Origin of the sequence: Microbulbifer sp. ALW1, assembly GCF_009903625.1 — a bacterium.
Classification (GTDB): domain Bacteria; phylum Pseudomonadota; class Gammaproteobacteria; order Pseudomonadales; family Cellvibrionaceae; genus Microbulbifer.
Genome location: NZ_CP047569.1, coordinates 468,221 through 484,001, shown reverse-complemented (window position 1 = coordinate 484,001; position 15,781 = coordinate 468,221). Strand labels below are relative to the sequence as shown.

Annotated in this window: 18 protein-coding genes; 9 read left to right on the top strand and 9 right to left on the bottom strand. The window is 60.0% G+C overall.

The window, feature by feature from the left end; translation table 11 throughout:
• The first annotated feature begins 3 nt into the window (after positions 1-3).
• Positions 4-567: a GNAT family N-acetyltransferase gene (locus GRX76_RS01910; RefSeq protein ID WP_160151750.1), complete on the top strand. Its 564-nt coding sequence runs from the start codon at positions 4-6 to the stop codon at positions 565-567.
• On the opposite strand, the gene GRX76_RS01905 is transcribed toward GRX76_RS01910, so the two are convergent.
• Together GRX76_RS01905 and GRX76_RS01900 are read right to left on the bottom strand one after the other, a co-directional pair.
• Positions 554-2,044, bottom strand: coding sequence for a YifB family Mg chelatase-like AAA ATPase (locus GRX76_RS01905; RefSeq protein ID WP_160151749.1), 1,491 nt, complete (start codon positions 2,042-2,044; stop codon positions 554-556). The genes GRX76_RS01910 and GRX76_RS01905 overlap by 14 nt on opposite strands.
• A 79-nt stretch (positions 2,045-2,123) precedes the next feature.
• The gene (locus GRX76_RS01900) at positions 2,124-2,432 is read right to left on the bottom strand and encodes an accessory factor UbiK family protein (RefSeq protein WP_236250511.1); all 309 of its coding nucleotides are present in this window, start codon (positions 2,430-2,432) and stop codon (positions 2,124-2,126) included.
• Between the two features lie 349 nt (positions 2,433-2,781).
• Between GRX76_RS01900 and GRX76_RS01895 the strand changes: the two genes are divergently transcribed.
• The 5 genes from GRX76_RS01895 to GRX76_RS01875 all read left to right on the top strand — a co-directional run bounded on the left by GRX76_RS01895 (position 2,782) and on the right by GRX76_RS01875 (position 6,358).
• Positions 2,782-3,510: a TorF family putative porin gene (locus tag GRX76_RS01895; protein WP_255461847.1), complete on the top strand. Its 729-nt coding sequence runs from the start codon at positions 2,782-2,784 to the stop codon at positions 3,508-3,510.
• A 57-nt stretch (positions 3,511-3,567) separates the two neighbouring features.
• The gene (locus GRX76_RS01890) at positions 3,568-3,906 is read left to right on the top strand and encodes a P-II family nitrogen regulator (RefSeq protein WP_160151747.1); all 339 of its coding nucleotides are present in this window, start codon (positions 3,568-3,570) and stop codon (positions 3,904-3,906) included.
• A 91-nt stretch (positions 3,907-3,997) separates the two neighbouring features.
• Positions 3,998-5,257 carry an ammonium transporter gene (locus GRX76_RS01885; protein WP_160151746.1) on the top strand — a complete coding sequence of 420 codons (1,260 nt, stop codon included), beginning with the start codon at positions 3,998-4,000 and terminating at the stop codon, positions 5,255-5,257.
• Positions 5,258-5,380: 123 nt separating this feature from the next.
• Positions 5,381-5,719 carry a P-II family nitrogen regulator gene (locus tag GRX76_RS01880; protein WP_043319767.1) on the top strand — a complete coding sequence of 113 codons (339 nt, stop codon included), beginning with the start codon at positions 5,381-5,383 and terminating at the stop codon, positions 5,717-5,719.
• A gap of 426 nt (positions 5,720-6,145) precedes the next feature.
• Positions 6,146-6,358: a hypothetical protein gene (locus GRX76_RS01875; protein WP_160151745.1), complete on the top strand. Its 213-nt coding sequence runs from the start codon at positions 6,146-6,148 to the stop codon at positions 6,356-6,358.
• A gap of 185 nt (positions 6,359-6,543) precedes the next feature.
• Here GRX76_RS01875 and xerC read toward each other — a convergent pair whose 3' ends face one another.
• The 5 genes from xerC to GRX76_RS01850 all read right to left on the bottom strand — a co-directional run bounded on the left by xerC (position 6,544) and on the right by GRX76_RS01850 (position 10,663).
• Positions 6,544-7,464, bottom strand: coding sequence for a tyrosine recombinase XerC (xerC, locus tag GRX76_RS01870; RefSeq protein ID WP_305075902.1), 921 nt, complete (start codon positions 7,462-7,464; stop codon positions 6,544-6,546).
• A gap of 12 nt (positions 7,465-7,476) precedes the next feature.
• Positions 7,477-8,238: a DUF484 family protein gene (locus tag GRX76_RS01865; protein WP_160151743.1), complete on the bottom strand. Its 762-nt coding sequence runs from the start codon at positions 8,236-8,238 to the stop codon at positions 7,477-7,479.
• Between the two features lie 78 nt (positions 8,239-8,316).
• Positions 8,317-9,147: a diaminopimelate epimerase gene (gene dapF / locus GRX76_RS01860; RefSeq protein WP_160151742.1), complete on the bottom strand. Its 831-nt coding sequence runs from the start codon at positions 9,145-9,147 to the stop codon at positions 8,317-8,319.
• Between the two features lie 14 nt (positions 9,148-9,161).
• The gene (gene lysA / locus GRX76_RS01855) at positions 9,162-10,415 is read right to left on the bottom strand and encodes a diaminopimelate decarboxylase (protein WP_160151741.1); all 1,254 of its coding nucleotides are present in this window, start codon (positions 10,413-10,415) and stop codon (positions 9,162-9,164) included.
• The gene (locus GRX76_RS01850) at positions 10,412-10,663 is read right to left on the bottom strand and encodes a lipoprotein (RefSeq protein ID WP_160151740.1); all 252 of its coding nucleotides are present in this window, start codon (positions 10,661-10,663) and stop codon (positions 10,412-10,414) included. Before GRX76_RS01850 ends, lysA begins: the two co-directional genes overlap by 4 nt.
• A 99-nt stretch (positions 10,664-10,762) precedes the next feature.
• Here GRX76_RS01850 and cyaY point away from each other — a divergent pair, with 99 nt between their 5' ends.
• Positions 10,763-11,095 (top strand): iron donor protein CyaY, encoded by a 333-nt coding sequence (gene cyaY / locus GRX76_RS01845; protein ID WP_160151739.1) that lies wholly within the window; start codon positions 10,763-10,765, stop codon positions 11,093-11,095.
• 14 nt (positions 11,096-11,109) lie between these two features.
• Here cyaY and GRX76_RS01840 read toward each other — a convergent pair whose 3' ends face one another.
• Both GRX76_RS01840 and argH read right to left on the bottom strand, forming a co-directional pair.
• Positions 11,110-12,084 carry a glycerophosphodiester phosphodiesterase family protein gene (locus tag GRX76_RS01840; RefSeq protein WP_160151738.1) on the bottom strand — a complete coding sequence of 325 codons (975 nt, stop codon included), beginning with the start codon at positions 12,082-12,084 and terminating at the stop codon, positions 11,110-11,112.
• Positions 12,085-12,217: 133 nt separating this feature from the next.
• Positions 12,218-13,639 (bottom strand): argininosuccinate lyase, encoded by a 1,422-nt coding sequence (gene argH, locus GRX76_RS01835; protein ID WP_160151737.1) that lies wholly within the window; start codon positions 13,637-13,639, stop codon positions 12,218-12,220.
• A gap of 98 nt (positions 13,640-13,737) precedes the next feature.
• On the opposite strand from argH, the gene GRX76_RS01830 reads away from it, so the two are divergent.
• Both GRX76_RS01830 and GRX76_RS01825 read left to right on the top strand, forming a co-directional pair.
• Positions 13,738-15,021 carry a sensor histidine kinase gene (locus GRX76_RS01830; RefSeq protein ID WP_160151736.1) on the top strand — a complete coding sequence of 428 codons (1,284 nt, stop codon included), beginning with the start codon at positions 13,738-13,740 and terminating at the stop codon, positions 15,019-15,021.
• A complete protein-coding gene (locus GRX76_RS01825; RefSeq protein WP_160151735.1) occupies positions 15,014-15,781 on the top strand; it encodes a LytTR family DNA-binding domain-containing protein in 768 nt (255 codons plus the stop codon). The genes GRX76_RS01830 and GRX76_RS01825 overlap by 8 nt, the downstream gene beginning before the upstream one ends.

Here is a 15,781-nt window from a genome sequence, read left to right as displayed (position 1 = left end):
GCAATGGTCACCCCGATTCAGCCGAAAACCGAACGGCTGCTACTGCGTCAGTGGCAGGAATCGGATCGCGAGCCGTTTGCTGCAATGAATTCAGATCCGCGGGTAATGGAATTTTTCCCGGCCTTGTTGAGCCGTGCGGAAAGCGATGCGGGTATCAATCGTCAGATCGCGCATATCGAAAAGTACGGCTGGGGATTCTGGGCGCTGGAGCGATTGGAAGATCAGCAGTTTATGGGATTTATCGGTATTAAAAATGTGACCGACGATATGCCATTCGCGCCGGCGGTGGAAATTGGCTGGCGTATCGCAGCGCCATTCTGGGGCAAGGGGTACGCAACCGAGGCCGCCCGCGCGAGCTTACTTGTTGGATTCGAACAACTCGGTCTCGCGGAAATTGTTTCCTTCACCGTCCCGGGAAATAAGCGCTCCCGTGGTGTGATGGAAAAACTTGGCATGCGGCAGGGCGATAATTTTTTCCATCCTGCATTGCCGTCGGGGCATCCGATGCAGGAGCACGTCCTTTACCGCTTGCGCGCGAGCGAATATTTACCTGCTACGCCGGCATGACGCTTTTGCGATCCAGATTGCGATAGGCCAGCGCCTCGGCAATCTGTGCCGTGCCGATGTGTTCCTGTCCACTCAAATCCGCCAGTGTGCGCGCCACTTTCAATACCCGGTGGTAACTGCGCGCAGACAAGCCGAGCTTTTCCACCGAGGCGCGCAGTAGCGCCGCTTCCTGATTACCCAGGCGGCAGAACGCGTCCAGCTCGCTACCCTGCAAGTCGCCGTTGATTTTTCCCTGTCGCTGCAACTGGATTTCCCGCGCGCGAACTACCCGTTCGCGCACCGTGTCGGAGCTTTCCCCCGGCGGTGAATCCTGCAGCTGGCTGGCACTCATGCTGGACACCTCCACCTGCATGTCGATGCGATCCAGCAGCGGCCCGGAGAGCTTGTTGCGGTAGCGATCAATCTGGTCCGGAGTGCAGCGGCAGCGGGTTTCTCCCAGGTAGCCACAGGGACAGGGGTTCATGGCGGCAACCAGTTGAAAGTTAGCCGGGAAGGTGACCTGGGCACGGGCGCGGGAAATGCGCACCTCACCGTTTTCCAGCGGCTCGCGGAGTATCTCCAGCGCCGAGCGCGGGAACTCCGGCATTTCATCCAGAAACAGCACGCCGCGGTGGGCCAGGCTGATTTCCCCGGGACGCGGATTACTGCCGCCGCCGACGAGCGCGGTGGGGGAGGCGGAGTGGTGCGGGGCGCGAAAGGGGCGCTGGCGGATACGCGAGAGACCGGCGCTGGAATAGAGTGCGGCCACTTCCACCAGCTCTTTCTCGGTCAGCGGCGGCAGTATGCCGGGCAGCCGGCTGGCGAGCATGGTTTTGCCGGTACCCGGTGGCCCGTAAAACAAAAGATTGTGGTTTCCACCGGCGGCCACCTCGAGTGCACGGCGGGCCTTCAGCTGCCCGCGCACGTCGGCCAGATCCGCGCACACCACCGTTTCCTGCTCGGTCGATTGCTGGGCATCCGGCAGGGGTTCGCGACCGTGCAGTTGTGCGCACACCTGCAGCAGTGAAGTGGCGGATTTCACCGGGGTATCGATCAGCGCGGCCTCGGCGCTGGATTCAATGGCAGTAACCAGGGTGCGGCCGCTGTCGCGACAGGCGATGGCGGCGGGCAGGGCGCCGGGAATCGGGCGCAGGCTGCCGGATAGCGCCAGCTCACCGATAAACTCGTAGTGCCCCAGGGCATCTCCCGGCACCTGCCCGGAAGCGGCGAGGATGCCGAGGGCGATGGCGAGATCGTAGCGCCCGCCGGCCTTGGGCAGGTCGGCGGGAGCAAGATTCACGGTAATGCGCCGCTGGGGGAACTCGAAGTGGCTGTTGACGATGGCGCTGCGCACCCGGTCGCGACTCTCGCGCACCGCGGCCTCTGGCAAGCCGACAATATTGAATGCGGGCAATCCATTGGCGAGGTGGGTTTCCACGGTCACCAGGGGTGCCTGTATGCCCAGCTGGGCACGGGCGTAGGTAATGGATAGGCTCATTTTCTTCCCTGAAAAACGGTCTTTCCTGACGTTCTGTGTGATGTCGATTTGGGGCCGACTTGCCCTGTCGCGCGAGCGCTTACTGGGCGCTGAGGCGCTCCTCCAGATCCTTGATCTGCTGCTCCAGCTGCGCGAGCTTTTCCTCGGCACGCGCCAGTTTGGCAGCCTGCAGGTCAAATTCCCGCTGGCTGACCAGTGGCAGCTTGCCCATCGCGACTTCCAAAGCGTCGCGCAGGTCACTGCTGATTACTGCCCCCTGTTGTTGCAGCTCACTTAATAACTGTTGCAATTTATCCGCGGCCAAGCGCAATTCTCCACTAAAAAATTCGATTTCTGTAGCGGCAAATAGTACCGCAGCCGGTATTTGCCACCAAGGCGTAAAAGTCATGCTCCGTCTTGGTTCGCAGGCTCCATTCCCAATCATCCGGTGCCCGATTGCGGTGCGGGTTCCATTTTGGTGCGCACTGTTTTTGCGCAGCGATTGTGGGCGCTCGGTCAAAAAGGCCGTGAAAACCCCCGTATTTCGCGCTAACCCTTTGATTTTCCAATCTCTTTCAAAAGTTGGCACTAACTCTGCAAGTAGTGTGATGCGAATCGCCCTGGCAATGACGGCAGGGGATAGGTCTTCAGTGAAGTGCCTGGGCGAACGCGGCGAGTGCCGTGTCCCCGGCGAAGTCGGAGCCGCTTACAAAAATAAATGACGAGCATTTCACACAGAGATCTAGGAGAACCAAAAAGTGGGAATCAAATTGAATAATAAAATTGCCGCCGCTGTATCAGGAAGTTTACTGGCGATGGCGATCTCCAGCGCTGCTACTGCGGCAGATTCTGGTCCCAGCTTCAGTGCCAATGTAGGCGTCGTCAGCGACTACCGCTTCCGCGGTGTTTCCCAGACCGATAGCGGCCCTGCGATTCAGGGCGGTGTGGATCTGGATATGGGTAACGGTGTTTACCTGGGTACCTGGGCTTCCCAGGTTGACTTCAACTACGGTGCCGATGAAACCAAATTCGAGCAGGATTTCTACGGCGGCTATGCGGGTGAAACCGCCGGTGGTGTTGGCTACGACGTTGGCTACATCTACTACGCCTACCACGGCAGCGACCAGGATGAAGATTACCAGGAAGTGTACGGCAGCCTGAGCTTCGGCGATGCGTCTGTTGGCTTCGCATACTCTGACGACTACTGGTACCAGGCCGGTGAATTTTACTACCTGAGTGCTGGTTACTCTTTCGCACTGCCGAACGATATCGCGCTCGACCTGAGCGCCGGCCTGAACCTGTTTGATGAAGAAATCTTCCTGAATGGATCGGATTCCTACATCGACTACTCAGTGTCCGTCGGTAAAGAGTTCGGTGGCCTGGCCCTGAGCGCCTCCCTGGTGGGCACCGATGTCAGTGACGAAGAATGCTTCTTCACCGACTGGTGTGAGCCCACCGTACTCGCCGGCGCTTCTTACAGCTGGTAATAACCGGATAACTAACCGAGCCCGCTCCCAGAGTGGGCTTTATCGTAGGGGGAGACCATGAAACTGGTAACCGCAATCATCAAGCCTTTCAAGCTTGACGCAGTGCGCGACGCGCTGGCCGAAGCCGGTGTTAGTGGCATTACTGTTAGCGAAGTAAAAGGTTTTGGGCGGCAGAAAGGCCATACCGAGCTCTATCGTGGAGCGGAGTATGTAGTGGATTTTCTGCCCAAAACCATGTTGCAGATCGCCGTTGATGACAGCCAGGTAGACGCCGTGCTGGAAGCCATCGGTTCTGCGGCGCAGAGCGGCAAGATCGGCGACGGCAAGATCTTTGTTGCAAACCTTGAGCAGGCAATCCGCATTCGTACCGGTGAAACCGGCGCGGAAGCGATCTAAAAACAGAACAGATTGCTAAAACGATTCTTTGATCAATAAACAGAAAACTGCCGGGGCGACTCGGGAAAGTTTGGGTTAAACGGAGCGAAAAATGGAAAATCAAATTTTTCAGTTGCAGTACGCAATTGATACATTTTATTTCCTCGTGTGCGGTGCACTGGTCATGTGGATGGCAGCTGGCTTTGCCATGCTGGAAGCGGGCCTGGTGCGTTCCAAAAACACCACGGAAATTCTGACTAAAAACGTGGCGCTGTTTGCCATTGCCAGCATCATGTACCTGATCAGCGGTTACGCGATCATGTACGACGGTGGCTGGTTGCTGAACGGTATCGAGGCGTTTGACCTCGAAGGCGTTCTGGCGAGTTCCGCAGAGAACGGTTTCGATGGTGACTCCGTTTACTCCGGCGCTTCCGACTTCTTCTTCCAGGTGGTCTTCGTGGCAACTGCCATGTCCATCGTTTCCGGTGCTGTTGCCGAGCGCATGAAGCTGTGGAGCTTCCTGGTGTTCGCGGTAGTGATGACCGGGGTTATCTACCCGCTGGAAGGTTCCTGGACCTGGGGCGGTGCGGATGTATTCGGCATGTTCAACCTGGGCGACCTGGGCTTCTCCGACTTCGCCGGTTCCGGCATCGTGCACATGGCGGGTGCTGCCGCTGCTCTGGCGGGCGTACTGCTACTGGGCGCGCGTAAAGGCAAATACGGCCCGAATGGCGAAATCTACGCCATCCCCGGTGCCAACCTGCCGCTGGCGACCCTGGGTACCTTCATCCTGTGGATGGGCTGGTTCGGCTTCAACGGCGGTTCCGTTCTGAAACTGGGCGATGCTGCCAATGCACACTCCGTAGCCATGGTGTTCCTGAACACCAACGCCGCTGCCGCTGGTGGTGCCGTTGCTGCACTGATCACCGGTCGCATCCTGTTCGGCAAAGCCGACCTGACCATGCTGCTGAACGGCGCCCTGGCTGGCCTGGTGGCCATCACTGCTGAGCCCTCCACGCCGACTGCCCTGCAGGCAACCCTGTTCGGCGCCCTGGGTGGTGTACTGGTGGTCTTCTCCATCGTTGGCCTGGACAAGCTGAAGATCGATGATCCCGTTGGCGCCATCTCCGTGCACGGTGTAGTTGGTCTGCTGGGTCTGCTGCTGGTACCGGTTACCAACGACGGTTCTTCCTTCAGCGGCCAGCTGATCGGCGCTGCCACCATCTTCGTATGGGTATTCGGTGCCTCCTTCGCAGTCTGGTTTGCCCTCAAGCTGATCACCGGTATTCGCGTCAGCGAAGAAGAAGAGCAGCAAGGTGTTGACTTGGTCGAGTGCGGAATGGAAGCTTATCCGGAATTTATGAGCAAATAAGCGCTCATAATATCGCCGCCGGGTTTTAGGACTTGTCCCTGGAACCGGCGGCAACAAGAATCTTCCGGCGCCGATTCAGTTCTGGGCCGGTGCCCGCAAGAAACATAATCAGGGGATAAGTCAATGAAATTGATTACGGCTGTCGTTAAGCCATTCAAACTGGACGACGTGCGCACTGCGCTGTCCGAAGTCGGCGTGCAGGGCATGACCGTGACCGAAGTCAAAGGCTTCGGCCGTCAGAAAGGTCACACCGAGCTGTACCGTGGCGCCGAATACGTGGTGGACTTTCTGCCCAAGGTGAAACTGGAACTGGCGGTGGACGACAGCATGGTCGATAGCGCCGTCGAAGCCATCACCAAGGCTGCCCAGACCGGTAAAATCGGTGACGGCAAAATCTTTATCACTGCGCTCGAAGAAGTCATCCGTATCCGCACCGGCGAAACCGGCAGCGAAGCGGTCTGATCAAAGAATCCGACACAGTGTTTTCAAAGCCCCGCTTGCGGGGCTTTTTTGTGCCCGTAAAAAATTTGTGCGGAGGTTTTTTGTTCGAATGGCATCGGAATGCTTTGGGCGACGTGATGGCGTTCAAAACCCTGGCGGGAAAAAAAGCATAACCAACAGCAATAAATTGGCCTAAAACCGGCTGAAAAAACTCTACCAAATACGGGAACCTTTTCTGGCAGGCTGCTTGGACACTGCCTATAAATATTTCGCCGCAGGAAAGTTTCTGCCCGGCGGAATTTATTTGCAGATTCTGTGTTGCCATCATGGCAATGAAGGATCGCCCGAATAAATCGGCCGGGACTAAACGGCGTTTTCCGGGAGACGGTAGCGGCAGCAGGGGTATTCCCTCTGTAACAGGGGTATCAAGTTACAGGGTAAATCAACATGAAAGACGATCAGTCCAGCGCTCGAGCAAAAGACTCGGATGAGTTTAGCGAAGAGCGCACTATTACCTCCCGTCAGCGGGCCCGCAGTCAACTGAGTTCCGAGGTCGAGGCCTTCCTCGCCCAGGGCGGTGCCATCAACGAGATAGCACCGGAAGTCACTGCAGACCCACCACGCAAGCCGCAGCCGAAGTACGGCAGTCGGCCCATCTAGTGGACTGGACCAAGAGGTAAAACTGGATGCCGGCAGCCGCCGGCATGACGGCAATTGAAGCGTCCCCCGGTTCCGGCCGGGGTCCAGTTTCAAGCAATTCTGTTCAATTCCATTCCTGCCGACTCCTCCCGCCCCATCTGGCGCATTCCCCGCTCGCCGCTTTAGGCCGCTACCCGGTTACCGTATCAATCGTCGTCCGATGTCTGCGCGCGCGGGTGTGCCTGGTCGTAGACCCGGGACAGGTGCTGGAAATCCAGGTGGGTGTAAATCTGGGTGGTGCTGATGTCCGCGTGGCCCAGCAGCTCCTGCACTGCGCGCAGGTCACTGCTGGATTCCAGCATGTGGCTGGCGAAGGAGTGCCGCAGCATGTGCGGGTGTACCCGCTGGTCTGCGCCGCCGCTTCTGGCCCAGTGGGCCAGGCGCGCCTGAACTGCGCGGTTGCTGAGACGCTTGCCTTTGGCGGTGGTGAACACCGGGGCTGCCCCTTTGCTGTCTGCCTGCGCCGGGGGAGCCTGCAGGTGCCATGCGTGCAGCGCCTCACGCGCGTAGCGGCCTACGGGCAACAGGCGGGTTTTATCGCCTTTACCCGTGACCCGGACCTCGCCACTTTTCAGGTCCAGGTCTTGCCAGTTCAGGCCGGTCAACTCGGAAAGGCGCAGTCCACTGCTATAGAAGAGTTCCAGGATGGCGCTGTCGCGCAGGCTCAGCAGTTCATTGGTATTTTCTGCCCCCGCTTCCCTGGGGCTTTCCACAAATTGCGCGGCGGCATCCACATCCAGCAGCTTGGGCAGCTTCTTTTCCGCCTTGGGCGCACGCAGGCCTTCCGCCACATTTGCCGGCAGCCAGCCTTCACGCATGCAATAGCGCAGCAGGGTGCGCACTGCCGATAGCCAGCGCTGCAGACTTTTGGGAGAGAGGCCACCGCGGTGCAGTTGCGCCAGCCAGCTGCGCAGGCGCATTTGATCCAGTTGGCGCAGGTCGTCGAGTTGCTCCTGGTCCGCCAGCTGTTGCAGCTTTTCCAGATCGCGGCGATAGGCGCTCAAGGTATGGGCAGACAGGTTTTTGTGCTGCAGGTGCAGCAGAAAGGCGTCCGTTGCTGCCGTCAGCTGCACCGGGGATCAGCTCCGCGCCAGCAGATCCGGCAGCAGCCGCTCGAGAATTTCGCCGATATAGGACAGGAACAGGGTGTCCAGGCTGGAGCGGTAGTGATTGGGGTTGCTGGAACCCACTGCCAGAATACCCAGCTGGTTTGCCAGGGGCACAACTGCGGCGGAGGCGACGCGGTCCGCATCCTTGCCGAACAGGTAGGCGGTTTCGGTGGGGCGCAGGGTGCCGCAGACGGTGCGACCGTTGCGCAGTATTGAGCCGATGGAAGTTTCCGCACTGCTGCGGGAGCTGCTGCGCACATCGCCCAGATACTTGCCGGAACCCGGCAGGGGGCCGAACAGGGTGAGTGCGGTGACTTCGACTTTGAACTCCTGCTGGAAGCTGGTCAGCAGTGCCTTACCGGCCTCGGCGACGGTGCGGGATTCCAGCAGTGCCAGTACCAGCCGGCGGCTGCTCAGGAACAGCTGGTCGTTGTCGCGGGCGTTTTGCAGCAGCTGGTCGAGGCGCTGGCGCATTTCGATATTGCGCTCGCGCAGCAGGTTGGTCTGGTGGGTCATCAGCGACACCGTCTTGCCGTTTTCCTTTGGCAGCTGGATGGTTTCCAGCAGCTCCATATTTTCGGCAAAGAAGGTGGGATTCTGGATCAGGTAGCGGGCCACCTGTCGCGCCAGCAGCTTTTTGTTACGCTGGTTTTCACTGTCGGCGGCTACCTGTTTTTCCAGGTTGGCCTCGACGGTGCTGTCGATCAGGGTTGCGTCGCTGTGGTCGGTCATTGTCATTTCCACCGGCTGATCCCGTCGGCTGCTGCGGGCGATGCCCTGTGGTGGTATCGCTGAGCCCGGGAGTTTTTGTCAGAGCACTATCTGTCCGTGATATACCGCGGTTGCGGGTCCGGTCATGGTAACCGGCTCGCCGGGCCCCGGCCAGTGGATCGTCAGGGTGCCGCCGGGCAGGGTGATCTGCAGCTCTTCATCCACCAGGCCGCGCAGACGTGCGGCCACCATGGCACCGCAGGCGCCGGTACCGCAGGCGCGGGTTTCGCCGACGCCGCGCTCAAACACGCGCAGGCGGGCGGTCTTTCTGTCCTGGATCTGCAGAAAGCCCACATTTACTTTTTGCGGGAAGCGCGGGTGGCACTCGATGGCCGCGCCCAGGGACTCCACCGGGGCGGTGTCCACATCTTCCACCAGCAGCACCGCGTGCGGGTTGCCCATGGACACAGCACCGATGGTATAGGTCTCGCCGTCTACCTGCAGGGGGTAAGACTCGGCCTGAATATCAGCGTCGAACGGGACTTTTTGCGGATCCAGTATCGGTGCGCCCATATCCACACTCACCAGATCGCCATCCTGGACCTTCAGTTCGAGAATGCCAGCGGCGGTTTCCACCAGGATGTTCTCCTTGCTGGTCAGGCGCCGCTCGCGTACGAAGCGGGCAAAACAGCGGGCGCCATTGCCGCAGTTTTCCACTTCGCTGCCATCGGAGTTGTAAATGCGGTAGCGGAAATCCACGTCCGGATCCCGCGGCGCCTCCACCAGCAGCAGCTGGTCACAGCCGATGCCGGTATGGCGGTCGGCGATCTGGCGCACCCGCTCCGGCGACAGTTTGACCCGCTGGGTGATGGCGTCGAGCATGACAAAGTCATTGCCGAGCCCGTGCATTTTGGTGAATTTCAGGCGCATTCCGTTTTTTCCACTCAATCCCTGGCCGGTACCGGGGATTCCCCGCGCACCAGATCCGCGAAGGTTTCGCGGGCCCGCACCAGATAGGTTTTGTCGCCGTCCACCAGCACCTCTGCGGCGCGGGTACGGGAGTTGTAGTTGGAACTCATGGTGAAACCGTAGGCGCCGGCAGACAGCATCGCCAACAGTTGTCCTTGCTCCAGCGCCAGCGGGCGGTGCTTGCCGAGAAAGTCGCCGGTTTCACACACCGGGCCGACGATGTCCCAGCTCTCGGTTTCGCCATTGCTCGGGGTCACCGCGACGATATCCTGCCAGGCCTGGTACAGGGCCGGGCGCAGGTTGTCGTTCATGGCCGCGTCGACGATGGCAAAGTTGTGCTCTTCGGTGCGCTTGAGGAATTCCACCCGGGTCAGCAGAGCGCCGCCGTTGGCGGAAATCGAGCGGCCGGGTTCCAGCACCAGTGCCAGGTTGCGCCCGGCGAGCTTTTCTTTAACTGCGCCCAGGTAATCGCTCACTTCCGGCGGCTCTTCGCCGCGGTAGCGCACGCCCAGGCCACCGCCCAGGTCCAGGTGCTTGAGCACAGTGCCGTCTTCGGCGAGCTGGTCGATCAGCAGCAGCAGGCGATCCAGCGCATCCAGGAAAGGGGTGATTTCGGTCAACTGGGAGCCGATATGGCAGTCCACGCCGACGGCGTTCAGGTTCGCCGAGGCCGCCACCTTGCGATACACCTCGGGGGCGCGCTCGATGGCAATGCCGAATTTGTTTTCCTTGAGGCCGGTGGAAATATAGGGGTGGGTCTTGGCATCCACGTCCGGGTTTACCCGCAGGGACACCGGCGCGATCACGCCCAGCTCCGCCGCCACCGCATCCAGTCGATCCAGTTCCGCTTCGGATTCCACATTAAAGCAGTGAACCCCCAGTTGCAGCGCGCGGCGCATTTCATCGGCGGTTTTGCCGACGCCGGAGAACACCACCTTGGCGGGATCGCCGCCGGCCATCAGTACCCGCTCCAATTCGCCGGCGGATACAATGTCAAAACCCGCACCCAGCTGGGCCAGCACCGACAGTATCCCGAGGTTGCTGTTGGCCTTGACCGCATAACAGATGAGCCCGGGGTGCTCGCCAAGGGCGTCGGCATAGCTCTGGTACTGGCGCTCGAAGTGGGCGCGACTGTAGACGTAAGTGGGAGTGCCGAACTGCTCGGCGATCTGCTCGAGGTTTACGCCCTCGGCCCACAGGCTTCCCTGCTGGTAGTGGAATTCACTCATTTGGTTACTGCTTCTGCTTCCGTGTATTGCTGAAGTTGCTGGTCGGTTTTTTGTTCGCTTTCGTCTTGCTCGCGCTGCTCCTGGCCGGCCTGGGTCGGATTCGTCGAGCCCTGCGGCTGCGCAACGGGGGCGCTGGTTGCGGGGCGCGCGGGGTCCTGGGGCAGATAGAGTGGGCCCTTTTGTCCACAGGCGGTGACCAGCCCGGCAAAGGTGAGCAGAAGTGCCACGGAAATCAGTTGTGTGCGCATCGAAAATTCCTGCCGCAACGCGGGACGAGAAGACTGGAAAAGCCTGCTAGTATAGCGACCCCGGCCCTTGAGCAACACAGTAACAGAAGTAATCAGATTATGAGTCAGGCTGCCTATAACGCTGCGATTGAAGAAACCCTGATCGCCATCGAAGACGCACTGGATGAGTGTGAGGTGGATATGGATTACGAGCGCGCGGACGCGGTGCTGACGATTACCCTGGAAGACAACGGTACCCAGGTGATTCTGTCGCGCCAGAGCGCGGTGCAGGAGTTGTGGGTGGCGGCGCGCTCCGGGGGCTACCACCTGAGTTTCGACAATTCCGGTGATAAAGCGGGCTGGAAGTGTTCCACCACTGGCGAAGATCTGCCGACGCTGCTGGATCGGGTGCTGAGCGAGCAGCAGGGCAGTAACGTCAGTCTGGGGCTGTAAAGCCCCTAATTCTTCTAGTCGAACCTGGTCTTTGCGTAAGGCCCGATTACCTCTATCTTTTCCACCCACAGGGCTCCGCGATAGTCCGCTGGCAGAAAATCCAGCTCTTCAGTTTTGTAGATGCCGTGGAATCCGCGTCCGCGCCCGGCGAAATCCAGCTCCATCACCATTGCGCCCGCATCGTCCATGCGCTGCATAAACCGATCCGGCCAGCCCCACAGAGCCCACTGCCAGGTGTTTGGTACCACAACCGCGCCATTGCGGCAGGCTTCTGGTACATACCCGGTCCACCCCAGAAACAGATAGCGGTAGCTGCAGTTTTTGACGCTCTCGCGGCTGAAGCTCCACACATCGGGGCGTAGCTCGCGCATTTTCGCCATCACTTTTTCGTTGCCGTAGACCAGTAGCGGCCCGCTTGTCGGCAACTGGCGCTGGCGCAGGTACCGGTGCAGTTGTACCGCCTCCTTGCGACGGCCGCTTTTGATATTTACCAGAAATTTTTTGTCCGGGAATGTCCTGTACACCTCCTCCAGCGTCGGCATCAGCCCGACACCCTTGCCGCGGAAGGGAAACGTCTTGCCGCCGTCCGGGGTGTAGCCGTAGCCGATATCCAGGGTTTTGAGGTAGCTCATCGGATGGTCGCGAGTGGTGCCTTTGCCCTCGGTGCGGCAGTCGATGGTCCAGTCGTGGAATACGGCGAACTCGCCATCGGTGGTGGGGTGCACGTCAATCTCGACAATATCCGCTCCGGCATCGAAGGCGGCGTGCATGGAGGCGATGGTGTTTTCCAGGTATTCGTGTTCGGGCTGGAACACGCGGGTGGCAGTACAGTCGTCGCGGCCTAGGTTGTCGCGGTTGTAGGTCTGGTAGACGCCGCGGTGTGCAATCAGCGTCGGTTTGCCCGGGCGCTGTTCCGCGAGCCAGGAGGCGTTGGTGAGGTAAACGGCGATGAGGAGCGCGATGACGCCGAGCAGCAGGTATTTGCGCATGGTTGGACTTTCCCTGTGATTGGTTCTTTTTATCGGGAGAAGTCTAGCGGGTCACGGAAGCTGGAAAGTGGCGGCGGTTGGGATGAATTATGGTGAATAGTGGCAGCGGGCCTTGCGGCCCGCTGGTATGGCGTTAGCGCGATGCGATCAGTGCACGCGCGCGACCGCAAGCGGCGCGCACCTGATTCGGCGCGGTGCCGCCGATATGATCGCGGGCAGCGACAGAGCCCTCCAGGGTTAGCACGTCGAAGACGTCATCGCCGATCACATCGGAAAACTTCTGCAATTCCGCCAGGCTCAGGTCGGCCAGGTCGCAATCCTTCTCGATCGCAAACGCCACGGACTGACCGACAATCTCATGGGCATCGCGGAAGGCCACGCCCTTGCGCACCAGATAGTCCGCCAGGTCGGTGGCCGTGGAGAAGCCCTTGCCGGCCGCGGCGAGCATGTTCTCTTTCTTCGGCTTCAGCGCCGGTGCCATATCGGCAAAAGCGCGCAGGCAGTCGAGGGCGGTGTCGGCGGCGTCGAACAGCGGCTCTTTGTCTTCCTGGTTGTCCTTGTTGTAGGCCAGCGGCTGGCTCTTCATCAGGGTCAGCAGGGCGATCAGGTGACCGTTCACACGGCCGGTCTTACCGCGCACCAGCTCCGGCACGTCCGGGTTCTTCTTCTGCGGCATGATCGAGGAGCCGGTGCAGAAGCGATCCGGCAGGTCGATAAAATTGAACTGGCTGGAAGTCCACAGCACCAGTTCTTCACTGGCGCGGCTGAGGTGGGTCAGCAGCAGCGCGCTGAACGCGCAGAATTCGATGGCGAAGTCGCGATCGCTGACAGAATCCAGCGAGTTCTCGGTGGGGGCATCGAAACCCAGCAGCTCGGCGGTGCGCACACGGTTGATCGGGTAGCTGGTACCGGCCAGCGCAGCCGCACCCAGCGGCGAGCGGTTGACGCGTTTGCGGCAGTCCATCAGGCGCTCGTAGTCGCGGGTCAGCATTTCATTCCAGGCCAGCAGGTGATGGCCAAAGGTGACCGGCTGTGCGCTCTGCAGGTGGGTGAAACCGGGCATGATGGTGTCGGCTTCTTTTTCTGCCAGGTCCACCAGGCCGGTTTGCAAGCGGGTCAGCTCGCCGGCAATCAGGTCGATGCGGTTGCGCAGCCACAGGCGAATGTCGGTTGCGACCTGGTCGTTGCGCGAGCGGCCGGTGTGCAGTTTCTTGCCGGTGGCGCCGATGCGGTTGGTCAGGCGCGCCTCGATATTCATGTGCACGTCTTCGAGCTCTACCGACCAGGGGAATTCGCCGGCCTTGATCTCTTCGGCGATGTCTTTCAGGCCGCCCTCGATCTGTTTGAACTCGTCCGCGGTCAAAACCCCCACTTCCGACAGCATCTGCGCGTGGGCCAGGGAGCCCTGGATATCTTCCAGAGCCATGCGCTGGTCGAACATCACCGAGGCGGTAAAGCGCTCCACGAACGCATCGGTGGCTTCGCTGAAGCGGCCGCCCCACAGTTTTGCGGCGGGGTTCTGGGCATTGTTTGTGGCGGAGTTGTCGTTGCTCATGCTGCCTCTGGTGGAATCTGGGTTGGGATATGGAAGTCGATCCGGGATGGCGGTATCTTCTCTCTTCTAGAGCGGATCCAGAATAAAGATAAAGTGGTATGACATCTTCCCGGCCCGCGCAAGCGGCGGGCATTATAGCGCAGCAAATTCGCGAAATTGCCCCCGATGGCAAAGATTCTGCGCGCCCGCAGCCTGGTCTCCCGGGGGCTGATGCGCCGGCACCGTTCCTGCCGGACCTGTGCAATGTGACCGGTGTTGCCGCCCTGGTCTTGATGGGCGAGCTGCTGGCGCTGGTGCTGGTGCTGACCACCGATGGCCTCAATCCCCTCAACTGGCAGCGACTGGGGCTGGTCTCCCTGACCATTCAATGGGCGATCCTGCCCTCTGCGGCCATTCTCTGCCGCTTGCGCCCGTATCTTGCGCGCCTGTCCCACCGCCAATCCCACAAAGTCGCGGCCGCGTTCAGTTACGGCTGCGTGCTGGGGGTACTGGTGACGGTACTGGGGGTGCAGCACTGGTGGTTGGCGGATATGGCGGGCACCGCCATCGATTATTGGGCACTGCTGGCCAATCTGCTGGTCGGCGCCATCTGCGCCGGTGTGGTGCTGCGCTACGCCTATGTGCAGCAGCAACTACACAACCAGCAGCAGGCAGAGCTGGGCGCGCGTATAGAGGCGTTGCAGTCGCGTATTCGCCCACATTTTCTGTTCAACAGTATGAACAGCCTCGCCAGTCTGATTGCAGTGGATGCAGAGCGCGCGGAAAAACTGGTGGAAGATCTCTGCGCTTTATTTCGCGCGTCACTGGCAGACTCAAAATTGGTGCCTGTGGAGCAGGAAATTGCGCTGGCCAGGCGTTATCTCGAAATTGAATCCCTGCGTTTGGGCGGCCGCCTGCAACAACAGTGGCAAATCGAACCGCTGCCCGCGGGCGTCGAGTTGCCCTCCATGCTGCTGCAGCCGCTGCTGGAAAATGCCGTGCTGCACGGCGTTGCGCGCTTGCGTACTGGCGGCACCATTCAAATTGCGCTTCGCACAAATGTCATTGGCAGAGAGCGTGGCGAACTGCTATTGTCGATTGAAAATCCTATTGCAGTATCTGAAGGGAAGGTTGGTAAAGAGAACGTTGAGACCGAAAACGTCACCGGCATAAGTGCCGGCAACGGGATGGCGATGGATAATATTCGCCAGCGTCTCAGCGCGTATTACGGCAACGCTTTCCGCTTTCACGCGGAAGCCCGCGACGGTAGTTATCGCGTGGAACTATCCCTGCCGGTACGCCTGCCAACACCTTCGCCGACAGATAGAGCCGGACAATTGCTGAAGCCAGCACAGGCACCAGAGCAGAAGCGACAAAAGCCCGAGGAGGTCACCGGTGAGTGACTCCAGGCAGAAGCTCGGTGTGCTGATCGTCGATGACGAGCCGCTGGCGCGGGCCAGACTGGCCCGACAGTTGCAGACTATTGATGGTTGCCAACTGCTGGGAGAAGCTGCCGATGGGGAAAGCGCATTACAACAGCTGGATCTACTCGACCCGGACCTGTTGTTATTGGATATCGAAATGCCCGGAGAAAACGGGCTCCAACTCGCCCAACAAATTTCCGCCCGCCCGAACCCACCCGCCATCATTTTCTGCACCGCCCACGACGAGTTTGCGCTCCCTGCCTTCGCGGTTGCTGCATCGGGTTACCTGCTCAAGCCCGTCAATGTGGAGCAGCTGGCACAGGCGGTTGCCCAGGCGCGAAGACTGAGCAAACCGCAACTGAAAAACCAGCCACAGGCTGAAACCAAAACATCGGCTATCGCCGCCGGCCGCCGCCAGATCAGGGCGGTGAGCCGCCGCGGCGTGCAGTTGCTGGATGTGGAGGATATTCGCTGCCTGATTGCCGAAGACAAATACGTAATTGCCCACCACAGTGGCGGTGAAACACTGCTGGATGAATCGCTCAAGGAGCTGGAGGCAGAATTCGGCGAGCGCTTCGTGCGGGTGCATCGCAGCGCGATAGTGGCGCGGGAGTACATCACCGGCTTGCAGAAAGTGGACGATGGCTACCGGATAACGCTCAGCGAGTGTGCGCTGATGCCGCCCGTCTCCCGACGCTTGCTGCCCGGTATCAAATCCCTGTTGTCGGAAATGGCCTGA

Bases quoted from the DNA above. Each gene is read 5' to 3' on its own strand.
- GRX76_RS01910 (WP_160151750.1), top strand. From the start codon at position 4: ATGGTCACCCCGATTCAGCCGAAAACCGAACGGCTGCTACTGCGTCAG.
- GRX76_RS01905 (WP_160151749.1), bottom strand. From the start codon at position 2,044: ATGAGCCTATCCATTACCTACGCCCGTGCCCAGCTGGGCATACAGGCA.
- GRX76_RS01900 (WP_236250511.1), bottom strand. From the start codon at position 2,432: ATGACTTTTACGCCTTGGTGGCAAATACCGGCTGCGGTACTATTTGCC.
- GRX76_RS01890 (WP_160151747.1), top strand. From the start codon at position 3,568: ATGAAACTGGTAACCGCAATCATCAAGCCTTTCAAGCTTGACGCAGTG.
- GRX76_RS01885 (WP_160151746.1), top strand. From the start codon at position 3,998: ATGGAAAATCAAATTTTTCAGTTGCAGTACGCAATTGATACATTTTAT.
- GRX76_RS01880 (WP_043319767.1), top strand. From the start codon at position 5,381: ATGAAATTGATTACGGCTGTCGTTAAGCCATTCAAACTGGACGACGTG.
- GRX76_RS01875 (WP_160151745.1), top strand. From the start codon at position 6,146: ATGAAAGACGATCAGTCCAGCGCTCGAGCAAAAGACTCGGATGAGTTT.
- GRX76_RS01865 (WP_160151743.1), bottom strand. From the start codon at position 8,238: ATGACCGACCACAGCGACGCAACCCTGATCGACAGCACCGTCGAGGCC.
- dapF (WP_160151742.1), bottom strand. From the start codon at position 9,147: ATGCGCCTGAAATTCACCAAAATGCACGGGCTCGGCAATGACTTTGTC.
- lysA (WP_160151741.1), bottom strand. From the start codon at position 10,415: ATGAGTGAATTCCACTACCAGCAGGGAAGCCTGTGGGCCGAGGGCGTA.
- GRX76_RS01850 (WP_160151740.1), bottom strand. From the start codon at position 10,663: ATGCGCACACAACTGATTTCCGTGGCACTTCTGCTCACCTTTGCCGGG.
- cyaY (WP_160151739.1), top strand. From the start codon at position 10,763: ATGAGTCAGGCTGCCTATAACGCTGCGATTGAAGAAACCCTGATCGCC.
- GRX76_RS01840 (WP_160151738.1), bottom strand. From the start codon at position 12,084: ATGCGCAAATACCTGCTGCTCGGCGTCATCGCGCTCCTCATCGCCGTT.
- argH (WP_160151737.1), bottom strand. From the start codon at position 13,639: ATGAGCAACGACAACTCCGCCACAAACAATGCCCAGAACCCCGCCGCA.
- GRX76_RS01830 (WP_160151736.1), top strand. From the start codon at position 13,738: ATGACATCTTCCCGGCCCGCGCAAGCGGCGGGCATTATAGCGCAGCAA.